Origin of the sequence: Caulobacter soli (assembly GCF_011045195.1) — a bacterium.
Lineage (GTDB): Bacteria > Pseudomonadota > Alphaproteobacteria > Caulobacterales > Caulobacteraceae > Caulobacter > Caulobacter soli.
In genome coordinates this window covers 1-16,637 of record NZ_CP049200.1, presented here as the reverse complement: position 1 = coordinate 16,637, position 16,637 = coordinate 1, and the positions used below count along the sequence as shown (strand labels likewise).

Here is a 16,637-nt window from a genome sequence, read left to right as displayed (position 1 = left end):
CTAGCGCGGCGTCGGCGCGGTGGCCGCGATCAGGGCGCCGTTGATGGCGCGGCTTTCGTCGGAAGCCAGGAACCGGACCACCTCGGCGAGGGCGGCCGGAGCGGTCCATCCCGCAGGATCGGCGCCGGGCATGTCAGCCCGGTTTTGCGGCGTGTCGAGGATCAACGGCAGAACCGCATTGACGCGGATCCGGCCGCCCAGCTCCGCGGCGAGGCTTTCGGTCAGACGCGCCACCCCCGCCTTGGAGGCCGCGTAGGGCCCCATGCCCGCGCCGGCCCGCTCGGCGGCGGCCGCACCGATGTTGACGATCGCCCCGCCTGCGGCCAGGCCGGCGGCGGCGGCGCGGCACATGTTGGCGCAAGTCTTCAGATTGGCGGCGAACAGCGCGTCCCAACTGGCCGGGTCGCCGCCTTCGATCATCTCGAACCGAAAGGCGCCGGCGACATTGACCAGCGCCTGGACCCCGCCCAGGGCGTCGCGGGCCTGGTCGAAGGCTCGTTGCGCCTGATCGGGATCGGCCAGGTCGACCTGGCCCAAGGCGAAGTCGGCGTCATGTTCGCCAGCCGACGCTCGATCGATCAGAGCGATATGGAAACCGGCCGTCTTGAACGCCGCGGCGACCGCCTGACCCAGCACGCCAAAGCCGCCGGTGATGATGACGCCGCTCATGAGGTCTGCTCCGTGGTGGTGAAAAGAAACCCGTCGCGCACCGTCACGGGCCAAGCTGTCAGACGCGCGCCCGCGCAGGGCCCGCCGACGCAGAGACCGTCGTCGATGGCGAACAACGCCCCGTGCCAGCTGCAGGCGATCTTCTCGCCGTCCGGGGTGAGATAGTCGTCGAGCGTCTGGGCCAGCGGCAGGCCCGCATGCGGACAGCGATCCACATAGCCGCGCACCGCCTGGCCGCGTCGCACGACAAAACCATGGAACCGCCCCTGACCGATCTGCAGCACGAAATTGCGCGCGCTCCCCTCGGCGACAAGGCTGAGCGGGCCCAGCTTCACGCCGGCCGGCGTGGCGGAAAGACGTATCGGGGTCTGCTCCTGCGTCATGCCGGATCCGCGTCGGGCTGCCTGGCCGGGTGGGCCGCGGCGAAGGCGGGCAGGGCGGCCGCCGCGCTCGCCGCGGCGACCAGGCGCGGGTAGGGCGAAAGATCGACCTTGAACCGCTGCGCCGAATAGACCTGCGGCACGATCAGGCAATCGGCCAGACCGGGCTGGTCGCCATAGGCGAAGGCCCCGCCATGGCGCGTGATCAACGGCTCGAGCGCGGCGAAGCCGTCCCCGATCCAGCGCGCGATCCAGGCGTCCAGCTGGGGCTGGGCGAGCGCCAGCTCGTCGCGCAGGACCTGCAGGACCCGCAGGTTGTTCAGCGGATGGATGTCGCAAGCCACCAGCGCGGCCATGCTGCGGACGATCGCGCGACCATGGGCGTCGCCCGGCAGCAGCGGCGGGGTCGGACAGGTTTCTTCGAGCCACTCCAGGATCGCCAGGCTCTGGGTCACAACCCCCAGGTCCGTCTCCAGCGCCGGCACCAGACCTTGGGGCGCCAGCGCCCGATAGGCGGCCTCGGCCTGCCGGCCCAACCGCAGATCGTGCGTGGCGCTGGCGTGATCGACGCCCTTGAGGGCGAGTCCGATCCGGACCCGATAGGATGCGGTCGACCGCCAATAGCCGTGCAGGAGCAGGTTCATGCCGCGACGCGGGACGCGATCTGCCCGACGCAGTCGCCAAAGCCGATGCTGACGAAGCCGAGGGCGGCGGCGCGAGCGCTCAGGCGCACCAGGTCGCCGTCCTGCAGGAAGGTGCGGGTCTCGCCGCTGGGCAGGGTCACCGGTTTCTGGCCGCCGCGGGTCAGTTCCAGAAAGCTGCCTACGCCGCTGTCGTCGGGCGTCGAGATCGTGCCAGTGCCCAGCAGGTCGCCAGGATTGAGGTCGCAGCCGTTGCTGGCGTGATGGGTCACGAGCTGGGCCAAGGTCCAGTAAAGATTAGAGGCTGGGCCCTGGGCGATCGTGAACGCCGGCTCGTCGCGATCCCGCATGGCGGCCGTGGCGATCGCAACCTCCAGATCGATGGCGTAGGCGCCGCGGGCCTGGTCGGCCTGGCTCAGGAGATAGGGCAGGGGCGTGGGATCCTCGGCCGGGCGCGCCGGCTGGGCGATCCGAAACGGCGCCAAGGCCTCGGCGGTGACGATCCACGGGGAGATGGTGGTCATGAAGTTCTTGGCCAGGAACGGACCCAGGGGCTGGTACTCCCAGGCCTGCAGGTCGCGCGCCGACCAGTCGTTGAGCAGGCACAGGCCGGCGATATGCTGGTCGGCCGCGTCAATGGCGATGGGTTGGCCCAGCGCGTTGCCCTGACCGATCCACACGCCAAGCTCCAACTCGATATCGAGGCGTTGGCTGGGACCAAATTCCGGCCCCTCGGCGTCGGGCGCCTTGCGCTGCCCCTGAGGCCGCACGACCGGCGCGCCGGAGACGCGCACCGACGAGGCGCGGCCGTGATAGCCGATCGGCACGTGCTTGTAGTTGGGCAGCAGCGGATTGTCGGGCCGAAACAGTATGCCGACGTTCAGCGCGTGATGGATGCCGGCGTAGAAGTCGGTGTAGTCGCCGATCCGGGCCGGCAGGTGCATTCGGCAATCGACGGCCGGGTAGAGCCAGGTCTCGACCTCGGCGCGATCGGGCGCGCCGGCGGCGAGCAAGGCCGACAGCCGCCGACGCAGCGCGGAACGCTCTTGGGCCGGGCCGCCCAGGAAGGCGTTCAGCAGGGGACCCGCCGCCGCGTCCACGGCGTCCTTGGCCCCGCCCTCGAACAGCGTCGAACGCGCGGCCAGCGACAGGTCCAGGATCTGATCACCGATCGCCACGCCGCCGCGGGGCTGGCCGTGGCGCGGGCTGAAGATCCCGAACGGCAGGTTCTGGATCGGAAAGTCGGGGTGGCCGTTGGCCGTGCTCACCCAACTGGCGAGGTCGGCCGCGTGGGTTTCGTCGATATGCGGGATCACGGCAGTCGAGCCTTCTGAAAGCCGGACCAGCAGTCATCATAGTCCGACTGGGCCAGCGGCGTCTGAGCGGCGAACCGCGTGGGGCGGATCACCCAGCGGCTTTCGAACATGAAGGCCAGGGTGTTTTCGATTCTGTGCGGCGCGAGCGGCGCGGCGACGGCCTTTTCGTAGCTGGCGACGTCGGGGCCGTGAGCGTTCATGCAGTTGTGCAGCGACGCGCCGCCGGGCGAAAAGCCGCCGGCCTTGGCGTCATAGGCGCCGTGCACCAGCCCCATGAACTCGCTCATCACGTTGCGGTGGAACCAGGGCGGGCGGAAGGTGTGCTCGGCCACCATCCAGCGCGGCGGGAAGATCACGAAATCACAATTGGCCGTGCCCGGGATCTCGCTGGGCGCGGTCAGGACGGTGAAGATCGACGGATCGGGATGATCGAAGCTGACCGTATTGATCGTGTTGAAGCGCGAGAGATCGTAGCGATACGGCGCCAGGTTGCCGTGCCACGCCACGACGTCCAGCGGGCTATGATCGCACTGGACGGCCCAGAGTCCGCCTTGGAATTTCTGGATCACCAGCGTGGGTTCATCGACGTCCTCGAAGGCCGCGAACGGCGCCTCGAAATCGCGGGGATTGGCCAGGCCATTGGAACCGATGGGTCCTAGCTCCGGCAGCCTGAAGGGCGCGCCGTAGTTCTCGCAGACATAGCCGCGCACCGGTCCCTCGACCTCGACGCGGAAACGCACGCCGCGCGGGATCACCGCGATATGGCCCGGACCCGCCTCCAGCACGCCCATCTCGGTGATCAGGGTCAAGGCTCCCTGCTGGGGAACAAGCAGCAGCTCGCCGTCGCTGTTGTAGAACACGCGACCCTTCATCGAGGCGTTGGCGAGGTAGAGATGGACGCCCAGGCCGGCCTGGGTCGCCACATCGCCGTTGCCGGCCAGGGTGACCAGGCCGTCGACGAAGTCGGTCGGCTCGGCCGGGATCTCCAGCGGGTCCCAACGCAGCCGGTTGGGCGTCGGCGCGACGGCGTCGAACGGGCCGCTCTTCAGGCGATCCTGGGCGTAGGGCGCGTAGGGTCCGTGACCGGCGCTGGGCCGCAGGCGGTAGAGCCAGGTGCGGCGGTTGTCGTGGCGCGGCGCGGTGAAGGCCGCCCCCGACAGCAGTTCGGCATAGAGCCCGAAGGGCGTCTTCTGCGGAGAGTTCTGGCCGATGGGCAGGGCGCCGGCTACCGCCTCCGTCTCGAAGTAGGAGCCAAAGCCGGTTTGATAGCGGAGGGTCATGCAGGCTCCTGTGAATCGGCCGGCGCGGCCCGCGCCGACGCCCCGCAATAGGCGAAACGGCCCGGGATCGAGAGGGCGCTCGATCCCGGGCCCGCGACGCGTCGGCCGGGGAGGTGGCTGACGCGGGCGAGGCGTGTCAGGCGTCGACCGTGATCACGCCGCGGCGGATCTGGTCCAGCTCGATGCTCTCGAACAGGGCCTGGAAGTTGCCGTTGCCGAAGCCTTCGTTGCCCTTGCGCTGGATGATCTCGAAGAAGATCGGGCCGAACAGGTTCTCGGTGAAGATCTGCAGCAGCAGGCCTTCCTCGCCGACATTGCCGTCCAGCAGGATGCGGTTCTTCTTCAGACGCTCCAGGTCCTCGCCGTGGCCGGGCACGCGCTTGTCGACCAGCTCGTAATAGGTCTCGATGGTGTCCTGCAGCTTGACGCCCCGGGCCCGCAGCTTCTCGACGGTCTCGTAGATGTCCGGCGTGGTCAGGGCCAGGTGCTGGATGCCCTCGCCGTTGTACTGGCGGATGAACTCCTCGATCTGGCTCTTGTCGTCCTGGCTCTCGTTGAGCGGGATGCGGATGGCCTTGTCGGGCGCGATCATCGCCTGGCTGAACAGGCCCGTGGCCTGGCCCTTGATGTCGAAATACTTCTGCTCCTCGAAGCCGAAGACGTCGCGATAGAAGCTCGACCAGGTGCGCATCTGGCCGCGCTTGACGTTGTGGGTCAGGTGGTCCAGCAGGTCCAGGCCCACGCTGTTGGCCGCCTCGTCCTCGGCGGCGCCGGCGACAAGATCCCAGCTGGCGAACACCGCCTCGGCGCTTTGGACCAGATAGAGCAGGGAGCCGCCGATGCCTTGCAGCACTCGCGCCCCTTCGCCCAGCAGCGAGCTTGCCGGATCCGCCGCCACCGCGCCGCGCTTCAGGGCCTCGGCATAGGCCTGCTCGACATCGGCGACGCCGAAGGCCATGCCGTTGGCCGAGGGGCCGTGGGCGGCGCGGAATTCGGCCACCTGGCCGGTCGGCTGGTCATTGACCAGCAGGTTGATGCGGCCCTGCTTGTAGCGGGTCACCGCCTTGGTCGGATGCTTGCTCGCGGCCACGAAGCCCAACTGCTCGAACAACCCCTTCATGAGGAGCGGTTCGGGGCTGGTGAACTCCACGAAGGCGAAGCCGTCGAGGCCCAGGGGATTTTCAGCGGAGATGGTCATGCGAATTCTTCCTGCAGGCAGGCCTCGAGAGCCCGCGCGAACGTCTGAACATTGTCGTGGTTGAGACCGGCGAGATTGATGCGGCCGGAACCGGCCATGTAGACGGCGTGGTCCTGACGCAAACGCAGCACCTGCTGCGGCGACAGCGGCAACAGGGCGAACAGGCCGTGATGGGCGGCCAGGCCGGCCACCGACGGCGCCGCCCGGGCCAGGGCGGCGCGGACCTGGGCCAGGCGCACGCGCATGGACTCCAGCTCCTCGCGCCAGGCGGCGGTCAGACCCGGATCCTCCAGAATGACGCGCGCCACGGCCGCGCCGTGATCGGGCGGCATCGACCAGGCGCAGCGCGCCAGCCGCAGGATGTTGGATTGCACGAGCTGGGCGTGCCCCCGCGCCCGGACGAAGAGGGCCCCGACGCGCTCGCGATAAAGGCCGAAGTTCTTGTCCAGCGAATAGGCGACCAGGGCGTTGTCGCAGTCCCTCATCACCAGGCGCAGGCCGGCGGCGTCCGCCTCGAGGCCCGCGCCCAGGCCCTGGTAGGCCAGGTCGATCAGGGGCACCAGTCCGCGCGCGACGATCAGTTCGGCCAGGGCGCGCCATTGATCGAGGCTGGGATCGGCCCCGGTCGGATTATGGCAGCAGCCGTGCAGGAGGACGGCGTCGCCGGGCGCCGCGCCCGACAGGGCCTCCAACATCCGGTCAAAGCGCACCGCCTGGGTCGCCGCGTCGAAATAGGAATAGGTCACGACCTCCAGGCCGGCCATTTCGAAGATGCCGGCGTGGATCGGCCAGCTGGGCGTTCCCAGCCAGATGCGGCCGCCGGGCTTGCCCGCCGCCAGCAGCTCCGCCGCCAGCCGCAAGGCGCCGGTGCCGCCGGGCGTCTGGACCGCGAACAGGTCGCTGGCCGCCGCCCCGGTCCCGAACACGATCGGGGCGATGCGCTCGAGGAAGCCGAAATCGCCCTCGGGGCCGAGATAGGCCTTGGTCGGCTGCTCGTCCAGCAGACGCTGTTCGGCGGCCTTGACCGCCGCGAACACCGGCGTGCGGCCGTCGGCCGTGCGATAGACTCCCACGCCCAGGTCGATCTTGTCGGGACGGGGGTCGTCGGCGTGCAGCTTGATCAGCGAGAGCAGGACGTCGGGCTGCTGCGGCTCCAGCGCCCCGAAGGCGAGATCCGAGGAAACGGTCGACATGGTCAGGAAGCTTTCTTGGCGAGGGCGTAGGCCTGGGTGCCGTTGTTGAGCACCACGTCGCCCGGCAGGACGGCGTCGGTGGTCAGGTCCGAAGCGGCCTCCAGTTCGGCGTAAAGCGGCGCGAAATCGGTCTCCAGGGTCTGACGCAGAAGATCCTCGAAGCTGTCGATCACGAAATAGGTCTGCTGATAGTCGTCGATCTTGTACTTGGTCCGCATCACCCGCTTGAGGTCGAAGCCGATGCGGTTGGGCGAGGGGTCGTCCAGGGCGAAGATCGACTCGCCGTAGCTGGAGACGATGCCCGCCCCATAAAGCTTCAGGTCGCCGCCTTCGCGGATCAGGCCGAACTCGACCGTGTACCAGTAGAGGCGAGCCAGATTGGCGAGCGAGCCGTAGCCGAGCGCGCGCAAGCCCCCCTCGCCATAGGCCTGCATGTAATCGGCGAACACCGGATCAGCCAGCAGCGGCACGTGTCCGAACACGTCGTGGAAGACGTCGGGCTCCTGCAGATAGTCGATCTGCTCGGGGGTGCGGATGAAGTTGCCGGCCACGAAGCGGCGGTTGGCCATGTGCTCGAAGAACACGTCGTCGGGCACCAGGCCGGGCACGGCCACGACCGACCAGCCGGTGAGTTTCTGCAAGCGTTCCGACAGTTCCTCGAAGTCGGGAATCCCCGGCTTGGACAGACGCAGGACGTCCAGGCCGCGCATGAAGGCCGGCGTCACGCGTTGGGGCAGCATCGACGCCTGGCGGGCGAACAGATGATCCCACATGGCATGCTCGGCCTGGGTGTAGCGCGACCAATCCTGGGGAATGGTCCAGTCGGCGGCCGCGCCGGCGGGCGGCGTCACGAGTTTGGCTTTGGGATCGCTCATGCGACGATGGTGAACCGGGACGGCTGAAATAACCCTCCAGAATGGCCCGGATTTCGCACAAAGATGGCGACATGATTTCATCTATAGGAAAATCATGAAATGGATTGTTCAAGCCCTTCTGGCGTCGCCGCCGGGGGCCGCCCGCTCGGCGGGCGGACTTGCCTGGCGAGCGTCAAATCGACGACAAAGGGTGGCCCTTCACAATACAGCTATGTATCGTATCGCAAATGATCCAGCTCGACCCCACCGATCGACGTCTGCTCGCGGCCCTGCAGGCGGACGCCAGCCTCAGTCACGCCGCCCTGGCCGAGAGCATCGGGATTTCCGCGACCTCATGCTGGCGGCGCATCCGTTCACTGGAGACGACAGGCGTCCTGGGCCCGACGATCCGGTTGGTCAACGCCGGCGCGGTCGGACGCGGGGTCAGCGTCATGCTGCAGGTGCGGGTGACTTCGCAAAACCTTGACCAACGTCAGGAGTTCGAAGCTTTCCTGCAGAGCCGGGCCGAGATCATGGAATGCTATTCGATGTCGGGAGAATGGGATTACCTGATGCGGATCGTGGTCGCCGACGTCGCGGCCTACGAGCGGTTTCTGATGCGAGAACTGCTCAAACACCCCAATGTCGCGTCCTCGTCGTCGCACTTCGCCCTGAGCCAGGTGAAGTACACCACGGCGATCCCGGTTTAGCTGATGGCGTCCAGCACGCTCCAGCGCGCCGAGACGGCGGGCCGCGAACGGCCCCTTGGCGGGCCCGCCCAAGCCGCTGGCCGCGCAGCATGAGCGCGGCGTCGCGACAGCGGCAAGACGCGACCTCGCCAGATCGCGTCACGGAGATTCTCACAACCCACGTGTTCGTACGCGGCCTGCGGGTCCAAGCGCAGATCGGCGTGAACGCCGAAGAGCTCGATCGCCGCCAACCGTTGCTCGCGGACGTGGAGCTGGAGGTGGCCGTGACGAGCCGCCATCATCTGGCCGACACCGTGAACTACGAGACGATCGTCACCGCGGCCCAGGCCATCGTCGCCGGCGGCCATATCGCCCTGGTCGAAGATTTCGCGCAACGTCTGGCCGAGGCCTGCCTGAACGACCCACGCGTTCTGCGCGCCCGGGTGCGCGTGGAAAAGCTGGAAGCATTGGCGCGCCACGCCGCCGCCGCGGGCGTCGAGATCGTTCTGGTCCGCGCTCAAGCCTAGTCCGGCGGAGAAACATTCCGTGCCCGCCGGGGCCGCCGGTCCCTAACCACGCGCCGAATAGAAGGTGCGCAGGTAGCTGTACCAGGAGGCGGCCTGACCAGAGACGTGGGACTCCTCCGGCATGATGCGGCTGCTGATCGCCAGCCCTCGAAGCGGCGCTTGACTGGCCATGGCGATGAAGGCGGTCGTGCCAGCGCTGACGAACGGCTGATAGTAGGACGCGACCGTGATCTCGCGCTCATTCAAGGTGATATGCAGGGACCGGCCGGTGTGATCGGCGGCCGCTTTCACTTCGCTGGCGTAAAGATCGAAGATCTTGGAATGCTGCGCCTGGATGCCCGGGCTTCCAGCTCCGATCTTATAGAATAGCGACGAGCGCTGGAGCGCGGCATAGGCGGCGAACAGACCGCCATAGGAATAGCCAAACAGCCCGGCGCGTTCGTCCTTGAAGCGGAATTTTTTCGCCAGGAGCGGATGCAGCTCATCGGTCAGAAAGACGAGGAACTTGTCAGCCGCTGGATTGCGCAGATTGCGCAAGTACAGTTCGGCGCCGTCCCGATCATACAGGCCTTGCTCCACTTCCTGCCGCAGGCCAGCCTCCAGCCCGTCCGGGACAGGCTCTCCGGGCGGCAGCAGATCGCGCGCCCGCACCGCCAGAATATTGCGCACGTCGTCGCCGGCGTAGCCCACGCAAACCTGGATGAAGGGAACGATGGGATTGATCGCATCGCTGGGCAAATACTGCAGATCCGGAACCGTACGCGGCGCCGCCCAATTGCCGTCGGGCTGGTAGACGACGGGGAAGCGTATCGACGGATCGCGATCATAACCGCTCGGCGTGGTCACCCAGATCGCGTAGCGCGCGCCAGCCCGCGCGGAATCGATCTCGAAATAATGGGTGTTGGGCAGGATCGCCGACATCTGGGGCTGGCGTTCCACCAGACCCGTGGCTTTGCCGTCAGCGGCGGCTTGCGCCGTCGTCGCCGAGAGCGCGGCGCCCGCGGTGAGCGCGATTGCGGTTCGGCGGTCGATGTCGTTGGTCATGGCCTCTTTCGTCTCTCGGGGCTCTTGTGAGGGATCCGCCTGCCCGCCCAGCGGCGAGCCGGCCTTTCGCTAATGGGTCCATGGCTCGGCTGGCGGCCCCTTGGACACCGGTGTTCGCCGGCATTGATGCACAACTGTATAACGACGGCAAGAGGCCGGCGGACCTGCGCGGAAGGATCGATGGCGCATCGAGAGGGGGGCCGCCCTTTCTGGGATCCCGTCTGATCGCTCACGCGCGGTCGATCGCCGAGATCGGCCACCGCCTGTCTTCCCCAGAACGCTGAACGCCGTGCTGGAGGTCGAACGGGGTGTTCCGCCGCCGAGCTCCGGCGAGAACACCCATGAACCCGTCCGGAGGAGGGAACTCCACGCCCGGAAAGACGCGACTGGGTGGGGCGGCCTGCTTCGAGACGGCGGCGTCAGGCCGAAGCGCGGGCCCGCGGCTTGGCCGATGTCGTCCGTCGGCGCGCCGCCGCGAGCGCCTCAGCGCCGCACAGGATCTCAAGATAATTCTCGGCGGCCTGGCGACGCTCGGGAACGCTCTGGCGGACGCCGATCGCGTAGTACCCGATCTGATGATAGTAGAACACTCTGGCCCGGATGACCGCCTTTTCAACGTCGTAGCCAAGCGCCTCGAAAAGCTGCTGCAGCTTGAGCAGGCGCTCGCGATCGGCCCGTTCCACGGCCCAGGCGGCGCGTTGATCGCCCCGCGCCCATTCGCGCACCGCCATGTCGAACTGATAGTCGTAGCCGTCGGATTCGATCAGTCGAAGAATCATCCGGTCAAGCCATTCGACCGCGTCCGTCGGGTTTGCGCCGGGACCGTCGTCGGGGAGGAAACGACAGCTGTGCTTCCAATGCTCGAGCAATTGGTCGAGCAATTCGTCTCGATCCTTGAAGTTGTGATAGAACCCGCCGCGGGTGACGCCAAGCCGGTTGGCCAGGCGATCGATCTTGACGCCGCCAATGCCGACCTCGACGAGCATCAACCGCGCGGTCTCGATCCAAATCGTCGCCGATATCTTGGCTTTACGGCCCGCCAATTTCACACCTCTTGCGCTCACGCGCCGATTGCGCACGAACCTTGGGTCCGTTCTGTCACAGTCCGCCCGCTTCGAAAAGAAAGCGTGCGCGGCGCCATGGGATTAGGCCGCGCCGGCCCGCCTCAGGTCCGAGGGCAGGGTCCTGATCGCCGCCCAGAAATGGACCGCGGCCCAAAGGCCGGTCAGCGCGGAAAAAGCCAGGGCGATCCGTAAGGACTGGGCCGGATCGGCGAGGTGAGCGGCCAGCAGATCGGAGGCCAAACCGATCAATTGCGGCGCGATGGCCAGGTTGGCGATATTGGCGGTGAACAACAAGGCCGCGACGGTGACGCCTCGCATGTTCGCCCGCACCAGGTTCTGAAGCAGGGCCAGGGTTGGTCCGACATAGACGTTGGTGAACGGGACGAACAGCCAAAGCAGGATCAAGGCGGCGGACTTGTCGGCGACGGCGTGGGCGGCCACGCCCGGAATGGTGATCAGCAGGGTGACCCAGGCCAGGAAGTGACACTGCCATTTGGCCGGGAGCCTGGCGAGACGGAGGGTGATCAGGGTTGAGACGATCAGCGCCAGAGCGCCGCCGACCCCGCTCATCAGGCCGACCGCGGCGCCCGCCTCGCCAACCGTCAAGCCATGTGAACGCCCCAGGAAGGCCGGGGTCCACCACACCAATCCCATGCCCGAGAAGGTGGCGATGGTGGCTCCGGCCAGGACGTGAAGCAGCGATCGCTGGCCGCGAATGAACGCCATGGAGGCGCGAAGGCCCGCCGCCGGCTCTTCAGCGCCGACGCCCGAATCGGCCGCGCCGCGCTTGGGCTCGCGCACGGTCATCAAAAGCAGAAGGACGGGCGCGCTGGCGCAGGCAAATATGATCAGGCTCTGTCGCCAGCCGAAGCGCTCGGCCAGCATGCCGCCGCCGATGCCGCCGATCGCCGAGCCCAAGGCGATGCCGAGCGCGTAGATCGACATCGCCACGATCCGTTCCGAAGGACGAAAATAATCTGCGAGAATGGAATGGGACGGCGGCGTCCCGCCGGCTTCGCCGATCCCGACGCCGATGCGGGCCAGCAGCAGGTGCCAGAAAGTCTGGGCCAGGCCGCACAGCGCGGTGAACGCCGACCACAAGGCCAGGGCCCAGATGATCATGTTGCGGCGGTTCACGCGGTCGGCCAGGGCCCCCAGGGGCAGGCCCGCGGCGGTGTAGAACAGCGCCAAGGCGACGCCGGTGAGAAATCCGACGGCCGAATCCGAAAGGTGGAAATCGTGTTTGATCGGTTCGATCAGGGTCGAGAGCACGAACCGGTCGGCGATGTTCATCCCATAGACCAGGGTCATGACCAGCAGCGCCCAATAGCGCCGTCGCGAACCCTCGCCGCCCGCCCCGGGGGCCGATCTGACGGCCGAGCTCATGCGTTGTGGTCTCCGCCTCTGGCCACGCACCACCCATTAAGTACAGTAATGTCTTTTACGAGAAGCAGACTTCGTTCTCGCTGAAAAGCCTTGTCAAGCTTTGGGTGAAATCGAAGGCGGCGCGCCTCCAACGACGCGGCTTCGCGCCAGCGGCTGATGGATCTGCTGTTTTTGCCATATCGCCGTCGACACCAGGCGCGGCCGCACGCCCCCGGGGGCGCGCCAGGAACGCGGTCTGGCGAAGGTGCATTGTCGTATGGCGTTGAAGCGCAATCAGATTGCCCGCGGCGACGGCGGAGCGTCGCCGTCCCAGCGACCGTCCCGAGCACAGGCCGGACGCTCGACCTTCGGCGGTGATCGACTTGGCGGCCGCGACGCTTCGTCAGGTCTCGCCAGCGCAACCGTGCTCGATCGCGCGCGCGTTCCTGAACCCTTCGCCGCCACCGGTCCGGAATCGTTCGCGAAAGCTCGCGCGGGCGGCGCCCGACATCGCATCGCGTCGTGACATCAGCTCTCGGCTCAACTGCAATAATTCCATTTTTAGGAACAATACCTTTCAGATTGTCGTCGTTCTAGTCGAGCCGCACGGCCAATAAGGTTTGTCCATCGGAGGCCAACGCGGATTTCCCGAGCGCCTCGCAAGGACAAGACCATGAACCGGATGATCCTCCCCCTCCTGCTCGCCGCGACGGCTTTTGCACCCCTGGCGCACGCCGCGGCCACGCCCGCGCCGACCCCCGCCGCGATCGTTCGGCCCGCGCCGCCGGTGGTCCACTACCGCACCGCCAAGGTCGACGGCGTCGACATCTTCTACCGCGAGGCCGGCCCGGCCAACGCCCCGGTCGTCCTGCTGCTGCACGGCTTTCCGACCTCCTCGCACATGTTCCGCAACCTGATCCCGGCCCTGGCCGACCGCTACCACGTCATCGCGCCGGACTATCCGGGCTTTGGCCAGAGCGCCGCGCCAGACCATACGCAGTTCGCCTACACCTTCGGCCACTACGCCGATCTGGTGGACGGGCTGATGGGCCAGTTGAAGGCTGACCGCTACGCGCTCTACGTCATGGATTACGGCGCGCCGGTCGGCTACCGTCTGGCGCTCAAGCATCCTGAACGGGTCAGCGGGCTGATCATCCAGAACGGCAACGCCTACGACGAGGGGCTCAAGGCGTTCTGGGATCCGATCAAGGCCTACTGGGCCGAGGATACGACGGCCCGGCGCGAGGCGCTGTCGGTGCTGGTGGCCCCGCAAACCACCAAGTTCCAGTACACCGACGGGGTCAAGGACCTCTCGCGGATCGATCCGGACAACTGGGGTCATGACCAGGCCCTGCTGGACCGTCCGGGCAACAAGGACATCCAGCTGGATCTTTTCAAGGACTATGGCTCCAACATCCCGCTCTATCCGAAGTTCCAGGCCTTCTTCCGCGCGTATCAGCCGCCGACCCTGATCGTCTGGGGCAAGAACGACCAGATCTTCCCCGCCGATGGGGCCGCGCCCTATCTGCGCGACCTGCCCAAGGCAGAGTTGCACCTGCTCGACACCGGCCACTTCGCGCTGGAGGACAAGTTGGACGTCATGGCCCCGATGATCCACGATTTCCTGGATCGCAAGATCGCACGGCCCTGAACAAGACGTCACGCGCGCCCGCCGCGGTTCCGGACAAGCCGGATCGCGGCGGGCGTCGCCCGTCCAAAACTCGCCACGACCTTGCGGAGCGGAAAGGCCCAGGGCCATGAAGACCCCCACTCTCGACGATCATCTCTTGGTGCAGATCGCCCTGGCGCTGGCGGGCGCGGGGCTGCGTGGCGAAGCGGCCGATGACCTGGAAGGTCGGGCTCGGCGTCTGGGGTTGAGCGGCGCGGAGATCGACGCCGCCCGCGACGGCCGCAGTTTCGATGTCCGCGCGGGCGCGGCGGTGGCGGTCGCCATCGCCGCGCGTCGGGCCGATGCGGCGGGCTTGCGCGCCTCCCGCGCCCAGGCGTTGAGGCTTGGGCTGGGTTCACATGATCTGGACGACATCGAATTGTGGGTCGCGGCCTCAAGCAAGGAGGGCTAGCGCTTTCCCGTACGGGACGCCCATGGCAAAGGTCCAGAAAAACGACAGCGAACCCCGGCCCCCCGTCATGGGCCAGCATCAGGCGACCAACCCGATCGGAAGTGTGCGCGATGGACCGATGGCAGGCGATGAAGGTCTTTGTCGAGGTCGCCGAGTTCGGCGGCTTCGCCCAGGCCGGGCGCAAGTTGAACATGAGCCCGCCGGCCGTGACCCGCTACGTCGCCGCCCTGGAGGATCTGATCGGCGCGAGGCTGCTGATCCGCACCACGCGGGCGGTCAAGCTCACCGAAGCCGGCAAGCTCTACTACGAGGATTGTCGCCGGATCCTGGCCGATCTCGGCGAGGCCGAGGCCGCGGCGGCTGGCTCCCACGCCACGCCGACCGGGACGCTCACGGTCACCGCCTCGATCATGTTCGGTCAAATGTACGTGACGCCGATCCTCACGGAATTTCTCGACCGCAACCCCGCGGTGACCGGCCGCACGCTGTTCCTCGATCGCCTCGTCAATCTGATCGACGAGGGGGTCGACGTGGCCGTCCGGATCGGGAACCTGCAAGATTCCAGTCAGAGCGCCGTCAAGGTCGGGTCGGTGCGCAGGGTCGTCTGCGGCGCCCCGGCCTATTTTGAAAAGCACGGCGTCCCCCAGACCCCCGCCGATCTGGCCCGGCATCGCATCATCGCGCCCACCGCGGCCTGGGCCTCGCTCGATTGGCGGTTTGGCCGCCAGCAAAAGACCAACGTCACGGTCCATCCCCGCTTGTTCTGCAACACCAATGACGCGGCGATCGGCGCGGCCGTGGAGGGGTGGGGCCTGACGCGGCTGTTGTCCTATCAGATCGGGCCCCACCTGCAGTCGGGCGCGCTGCAGACAGTGCTGCCGGATTTCGAGGAGGACGCCCTTCCGATTCACGTGGTCCACCCGGAAGGACGAAGGGCTTCGGCCAAGGTCCGGGCCTTCATTGACCTGGCCGTCGACCGCCTGCGCGCCAACCGTCTGTTCAACTAGCGCGAGGCGGCGCCCGGCTCGGAGACGCGCGCGATCCGCCCGGCGTCGCCTCTGTCCCAGTCTGTCCCGCCACGATCCAGCGATCGTTTCGGGCAAAGCCGCGGTCGCAGCGACCGAACGCGGGGCGCGGTCGAGCCGCGCCCCGCGTCGCAAGGGTCTGGTCCTAGAAAGCCACCGCGTCGCTGTTGTTGCGGTTGTGCGACGCGGCCTCGAGCACCCCGGTCTTGGGGTCGCGGCTGATCGCCACCCATTTGCCCTCGCCGCCCAACCGGGCCTCCTCCAGCGGAACTTCCCGCCAGGCGTAACCGGTCGCGTCGAGCACGGCGTGGTCAAACCGGCCGGTTGGGAAGGCCGCCGTGGCCTGGCCGGTGGTCGGATCCGTCGAGGGCAGATAGAAGTCGGCGGTGTTGATCGCCTCCTCCACCGTCATGCCGAAGGCCGTGACGTTGAGCAGGCCCTGGAACGTGCGGTGATGCAGGCCCGCGCCCATGGAGGCGAAGCCGAGCACGGCCTGACCGTCCTTGAACAGGACGCCCGTTTCGGTCGGCGCCTCCATGCGGGTTCCCGGCGTCGTGCGCGCCACCAGCGGCTGCTGGAACGAGCCCGGATCGCCGATCGAGATCCCGTCGACATTGATCGTGGTCTTGCCCCAGATCACGCAATTGATCGAATGGGTGATGGCCGCGATGTTGCCCTCGGCGTCCACGGCGACGACGTCGTCGGAGTGCATGGGCGTGGTGCGCTTCCAATTGGCCAGCGGCGAGCCGTCCTTGATCCGGGCCCAGAGCTTCTCGGCGTGCGCCCGGGTGACGCGGGCCTCCGGCGAGAAATCCAGGCCTGGGAACAAGGCGCCCAGCGCCTCCGGCGGCAGGAAGACCAGGTTCATCATCTGGGTGATGTCGAGCGCCTTTTTCAGGGCTTCGGGCGACTTCGTCCAGTGCGGCCCCTGGTCCAGGCCTGCGGCGCGAGCCAGGTTTTGCGCTTCGATAAGGGCCACGCCGCCGCTGTTGGGCCAGGGCGATGTGGCGATCGAATACCCGCCGCCGATGTCGCCGACCATGGCCTCCGACCAGATGACCTCATAGGCCTTGAGATCTTCCAGGGTCATCTTGCCGCCGTCGGCCTGGATCGCGGCGATCAGCCGTTCGCCCCAGGGGCCGCCATACATGTAGTCGGCGCCTTGAGCGGCGACCTGGCGCAGGGTTTGAGCCAGCTTGGGCTGGCGGAAGACCTCGCCGAGCCCGTAGCGCGTCCCGTCCGGCTTGAGGAACACCTCGGCGGTGGCGGGCAGGCGCGCGAAGTCCTTTTCGCGGAAGGCGAAGGACCAGT

At 67.4% G+C, this 16,637-nt stretch carries 17 protein-coding genes; 5 read left to right on the top strand and 12 right to left on the bottom strand.

Annotation, left to right across the window (positions count from 1 at the left end; genetic code table 11):
• The 8 genes from G3M62_RS24640 to phhA form a co-directional block, all read right to left on the bottom strand.
• Window positions 1-669: an SDR family NAD(P)-dependent oxidoreductase gene (locus G3M62_RS24640; RefSeq protein ID WP_165191451.1), complete on the bottom strand. Its 669-nt coding sequence runs from the start codon at window positions 667-669 to the stop codon at window positions 1-3.
• Complete coding sequence (locus tag G3M62_RS24635; protein WP_165191450.1) at window positions 666-1,052, bottom strand: Rieske (2Fe-2S) protein; 387 nt, start codon at window positions 1,050-1,052, stop codon at window positions 666-668. Before G3M62_RS24635 ends, G3M62_RS24640 begins: the two co-directional genes overlap by 4 nt.
• Entirely contained in the window at window positions 1,049-1,693 is a 645-nt protein-coding gene (maiA, locus tag G3M62_RS24630; RefSeq protein WP_165191449.1) for a maleylacetoacetate isomerase, read from the bottom strand. Before maiA ends, G3M62_RS24635 begins: the two co-directional genes overlap by 4 nt.
• On the bottom strand, window positions 1,690-3,006 hold the full coding sequence (gene fahA / locus G3M62_RS24625) for a fumarylacetoacetase (RefSeq protein ID WP_165191448.1): 1,317 nt from the start codon (window positions 3,004-3,006) through the stop codon (window positions 1,690-1,692). The genes maiA and fahA overlap by 4 nt, the downstream gene beginning before the upstream one ends.
• Complete coding sequence (hmgA, locus tag G3M62_RS24620; protein ID WP_165191447.1) at window positions 3,003-4,286, bottom strand: homogentisate 1,2-dioxygenase; 1,284 nt, start codon at window positions 4,284-4,286, stop codon at window positions 3,003-3,005. Before hmgA ends, fahA begins: the two co-directional genes overlap by 4 nt.
• A 136-nt stretch (window positions 4,287-4,422) precedes the next feature.
• On the bottom strand, window positions 4,423-5,484 hold the full coding sequence (gene hppD / locus G3M62_RS24615) for a 4-hydroxyphenylpyruvate dioxygenase (protein WP_165191446.1): 1,062 nt from the start codon (window positions 5,482-5,484) through the stop codon (window positions 4,423-4,425).
• On the bottom strand, window positions 5,481-6,677 hold the full coding sequence (locus G3M62_RS24610) for an amino acid aminotransferase (protein WP_165191445.1): 1,197 nt from the start codon (window positions 6,675-6,677) through the stop codon (window positions 5,481-5,483). Before G3M62_RS24610 ends, hppD begins: the two co-directional genes overlap by 4 nt.
• A 2-nt stretch (window positions 6,678-6,679) precedes the next feature.
• Entirely contained in the window at window positions 6,680-7,552 is an 873-nt protein-coding gene (phhA, locus tag G3M62_RS24605) for a phenylalanine 4-monooxygenase (RefSeq protein ID WP_165191444.1), read from the bottom strand.
• 227 nt (window positions 7,553-7,779) lie between these two features.
• Here phhA and G3M62_RS24600 point away from each other — a divergent pair, with 227 nt between their 5' ends.
• Both G3M62_RS24600 and folB read left to right on the top strand, forming a co-directional pair.
• Window positions 7,780-8,241, top strand: coding sequence for an Lrp/AsnC family transcriptional regulator (locus G3M62_RS24600; RefSeq protein ID WP_165191443.1), 462 nt, complete (start codon window positions 7,780-7,782; stop codon window positions 8,239-8,241).
• A 161-nt stretch (window positions 8,242-8,402) separates the two neighbouring features.
• Window positions 8,403-8,747 (top strand): dihydroneopterin aldolase, encoded by a 345-nt coding sequence (gene folB / locus G3M62_RS24595; RefSeq protein WP_343037668.1) that lies wholly within the window; start codon window positions 8,403-8,405, stop codon window positions 8,745-8,747.
• A 42-nt stretch (window positions 8,748-8,789) separates the two neighbouring features.
• Here the strand turns inward: folB and G3M62_RS24590 are convergent, their stop codons facing one another.
• The 3 genes from G3M62_RS24590 to G3M62_RS24580 form a co-directional block, all read right to left on the bottom strand.
• A complete protein-coding gene (locus G3M62_RS24590; RefSeq protein ID WP_165191441.1) occupies window positions 8,790-9,791 on the bottom strand; it encodes an alpha/beta hydrolase in 1,002 nt (333 codons plus the stop codon).
• A 419-nt stretch (window positions 9,792-10,210) separates the two neighbouring features.
• Window positions 10,211-10,834: a TetR/AcrR family transcriptional regulator gene (locus G3M62_RS24585; RefSeq protein ID WP_165191440.1), complete on the bottom strand. Its 624-nt coding sequence runs from the start codon at window positions 10,832-10,834 to the stop codon at window positions 10,211-10,213.
• A gap of 102 nt (window positions 10,835-10,936) precedes the next feature.
• Window positions 10,937-12,241, bottom strand: a complete 1,305-nt coding sequence (locus G3M62_RS24580; RefSeq protein WP_165191439.1) for a spinster family MFS transporter — start codon at window positions 12,239-12,241, stop codon at window positions 10,937-10,939.
• 652 nt (window positions 12,242-12,893) lie between these two features.
• Here G3M62_RS24580 and G3M62_RS24575 point away from each other — a divergent pair.
• The 3 genes from G3M62_RS24575 to G3M62_RS24565 all read left to right on the top strand — a co-directional run bounded on the left by G3M62_RS24575 (window position 12,894) and on the right by G3M62_RS24565 (window position 15,308).
• Window positions 12,894-13,871, top strand: coding sequence for an alpha/beta fold hydrolase (locus G3M62_RS24575; protein WP_165191438.1), 978 nt, complete (start codon window positions 12,894-12,896; stop codon window positions 13,869-13,871).
• A gap of 106 nt (window positions 13,872-13,977) precedes the next feature.
• Window positions 13,978-14,301 (top strand): hypothetical protein, encoded by a 324-nt coding sequence (locus G3M62_RS24570; protein WP_165191437.1) that lies wholly within the window; start codon window positions 13,978-13,980, stop codon window positions 14,299-14,301.
• A gap of 110 nt (window positions 14,302-14,411) precedes the next feature.
• Window positions 14,412-15,308 (top strand): LysR family transcriptional regulator, encoded by an 897-nt coding sequence (locus G3M62_RS24565; protein WP_165191436.1) that lies wholly within the window; start codon window positions 14,412-14,414, stop codon window positions 15,306-15,308.
• A 163-nt stretch (window positions 15,309-15,471) separates the two neighbouring features.
• Here G3M62_RS24565 and G3M62_RS24560 read toward each other — a convergent pair whose 3' ends face one another.
• Window positions 15,472-16,581 (bottom strand): gamma-glutamyltransferase, encoded by a 1,110-nt coding sequence (locus G3M62_RS24560; protein ID WP_246263663.1) that lies wholly within the window; start codon window positions 16,579-16,581, stop codon window positions 15,472-15,474.
• Window positions 16,582-16,637 lie beyond the last annotated feature (56 nt).

Excerpts from the sequence above, each read along its gene's own strand:
- G3M62_RS24640 (WP_165191451.1), bottom strand. The coding sequence starts at position 669 with ATGAGCGGCGTCATCATCACCGGCGGCTTTGGCGTGCTGGGTCAGGCG.
- G3M62_RS24635 (WP_165191450.1), bottom strand. The coding sequence starts at position 1,052 with ATGACGCAGGAGCAGACCCCGATACGTCTTTCCGCCACGCCGGCCGGC.
- maiA (WP_165191449.1), bottom strand. The coding sequence starts at position 1,693 with ATGAACCTGCTCCTGCACGGCTATTGGCGGTCGACCGCATCCTATCGG.
- hmgA (WP_165191447.1), bottom strand. The coding sequence starts at position 4,286 with ATGACCCTCCGCTATCAAACCGGCTTTGGCTCCTACTTCGAGACGGAG.
- hppD (WP_165191446.1), bottom strand. The coding sequence starts at position 5,484 with ATGACCATCTCCGCTGAAAATCCCCTGGGCCTCGACGGCTTCGCCTTC.
- G3M62_RS24610 (WP_165191445.1), bottom strand. The coding sequence starts at position 6,677 with ATGTCGACCGTTTCCTCGGATCTCGCCTTCGGGGCGCTGGAGCCGCAG.
- phhA (WP_165191444.1), bottom strand. The coding sequence starts at position 7,552 with ATGAGCGATCCCAAAGCCAAACTCGTGACGCCGCCCGCCGGCGCGGCC.
- G3M62_RS24600 (WP_165191443.1), top strand. The coding sequence starts at position 7,780 with ATGATCCAGCTCGACCCCACCGATCGACGTCTGCTCGCGGCCCTGCAG.
- G3M62_RS24590 (WP_165191441.1), bottom strand. The coding sequence starts at position 9,791 with ATGACCAACGACATCGACCGCCGAACCGCAATCGCGCTCACCGCGGGC.
- G3M62_RS24580 (WP_165191439.1), bottom strand. The coding sequence starts at position 12,241 with ATGAGCTCGGCCGTCAGATCGGCCCCCGGGGCGGGCGGCGAGGGTTCG.
- G3M62_RS24575 (WP_165191438.1), top strand. The coding sequence starts at position 12,894 with ATGAACCGGATGATCCTCCCCCTCCTGCTCGCCGCGACGGCTTTTGCA.
- G3M62_RS24570 (WP_165191437.1), top strand. The coding sequence starts at position 13,978 with ATGAAGACCCCCACTCTCGACGATCATCTCTTGGTGCAGATCGCCCTG.
- G3M62_RS24565 (WP_165191436.1), top strand. The coding sequence starts at position 14,412 with ATGGACCGATGGCAGGCGATGAAGGTCTTTGTCGAGGTCGCCGAGTTC.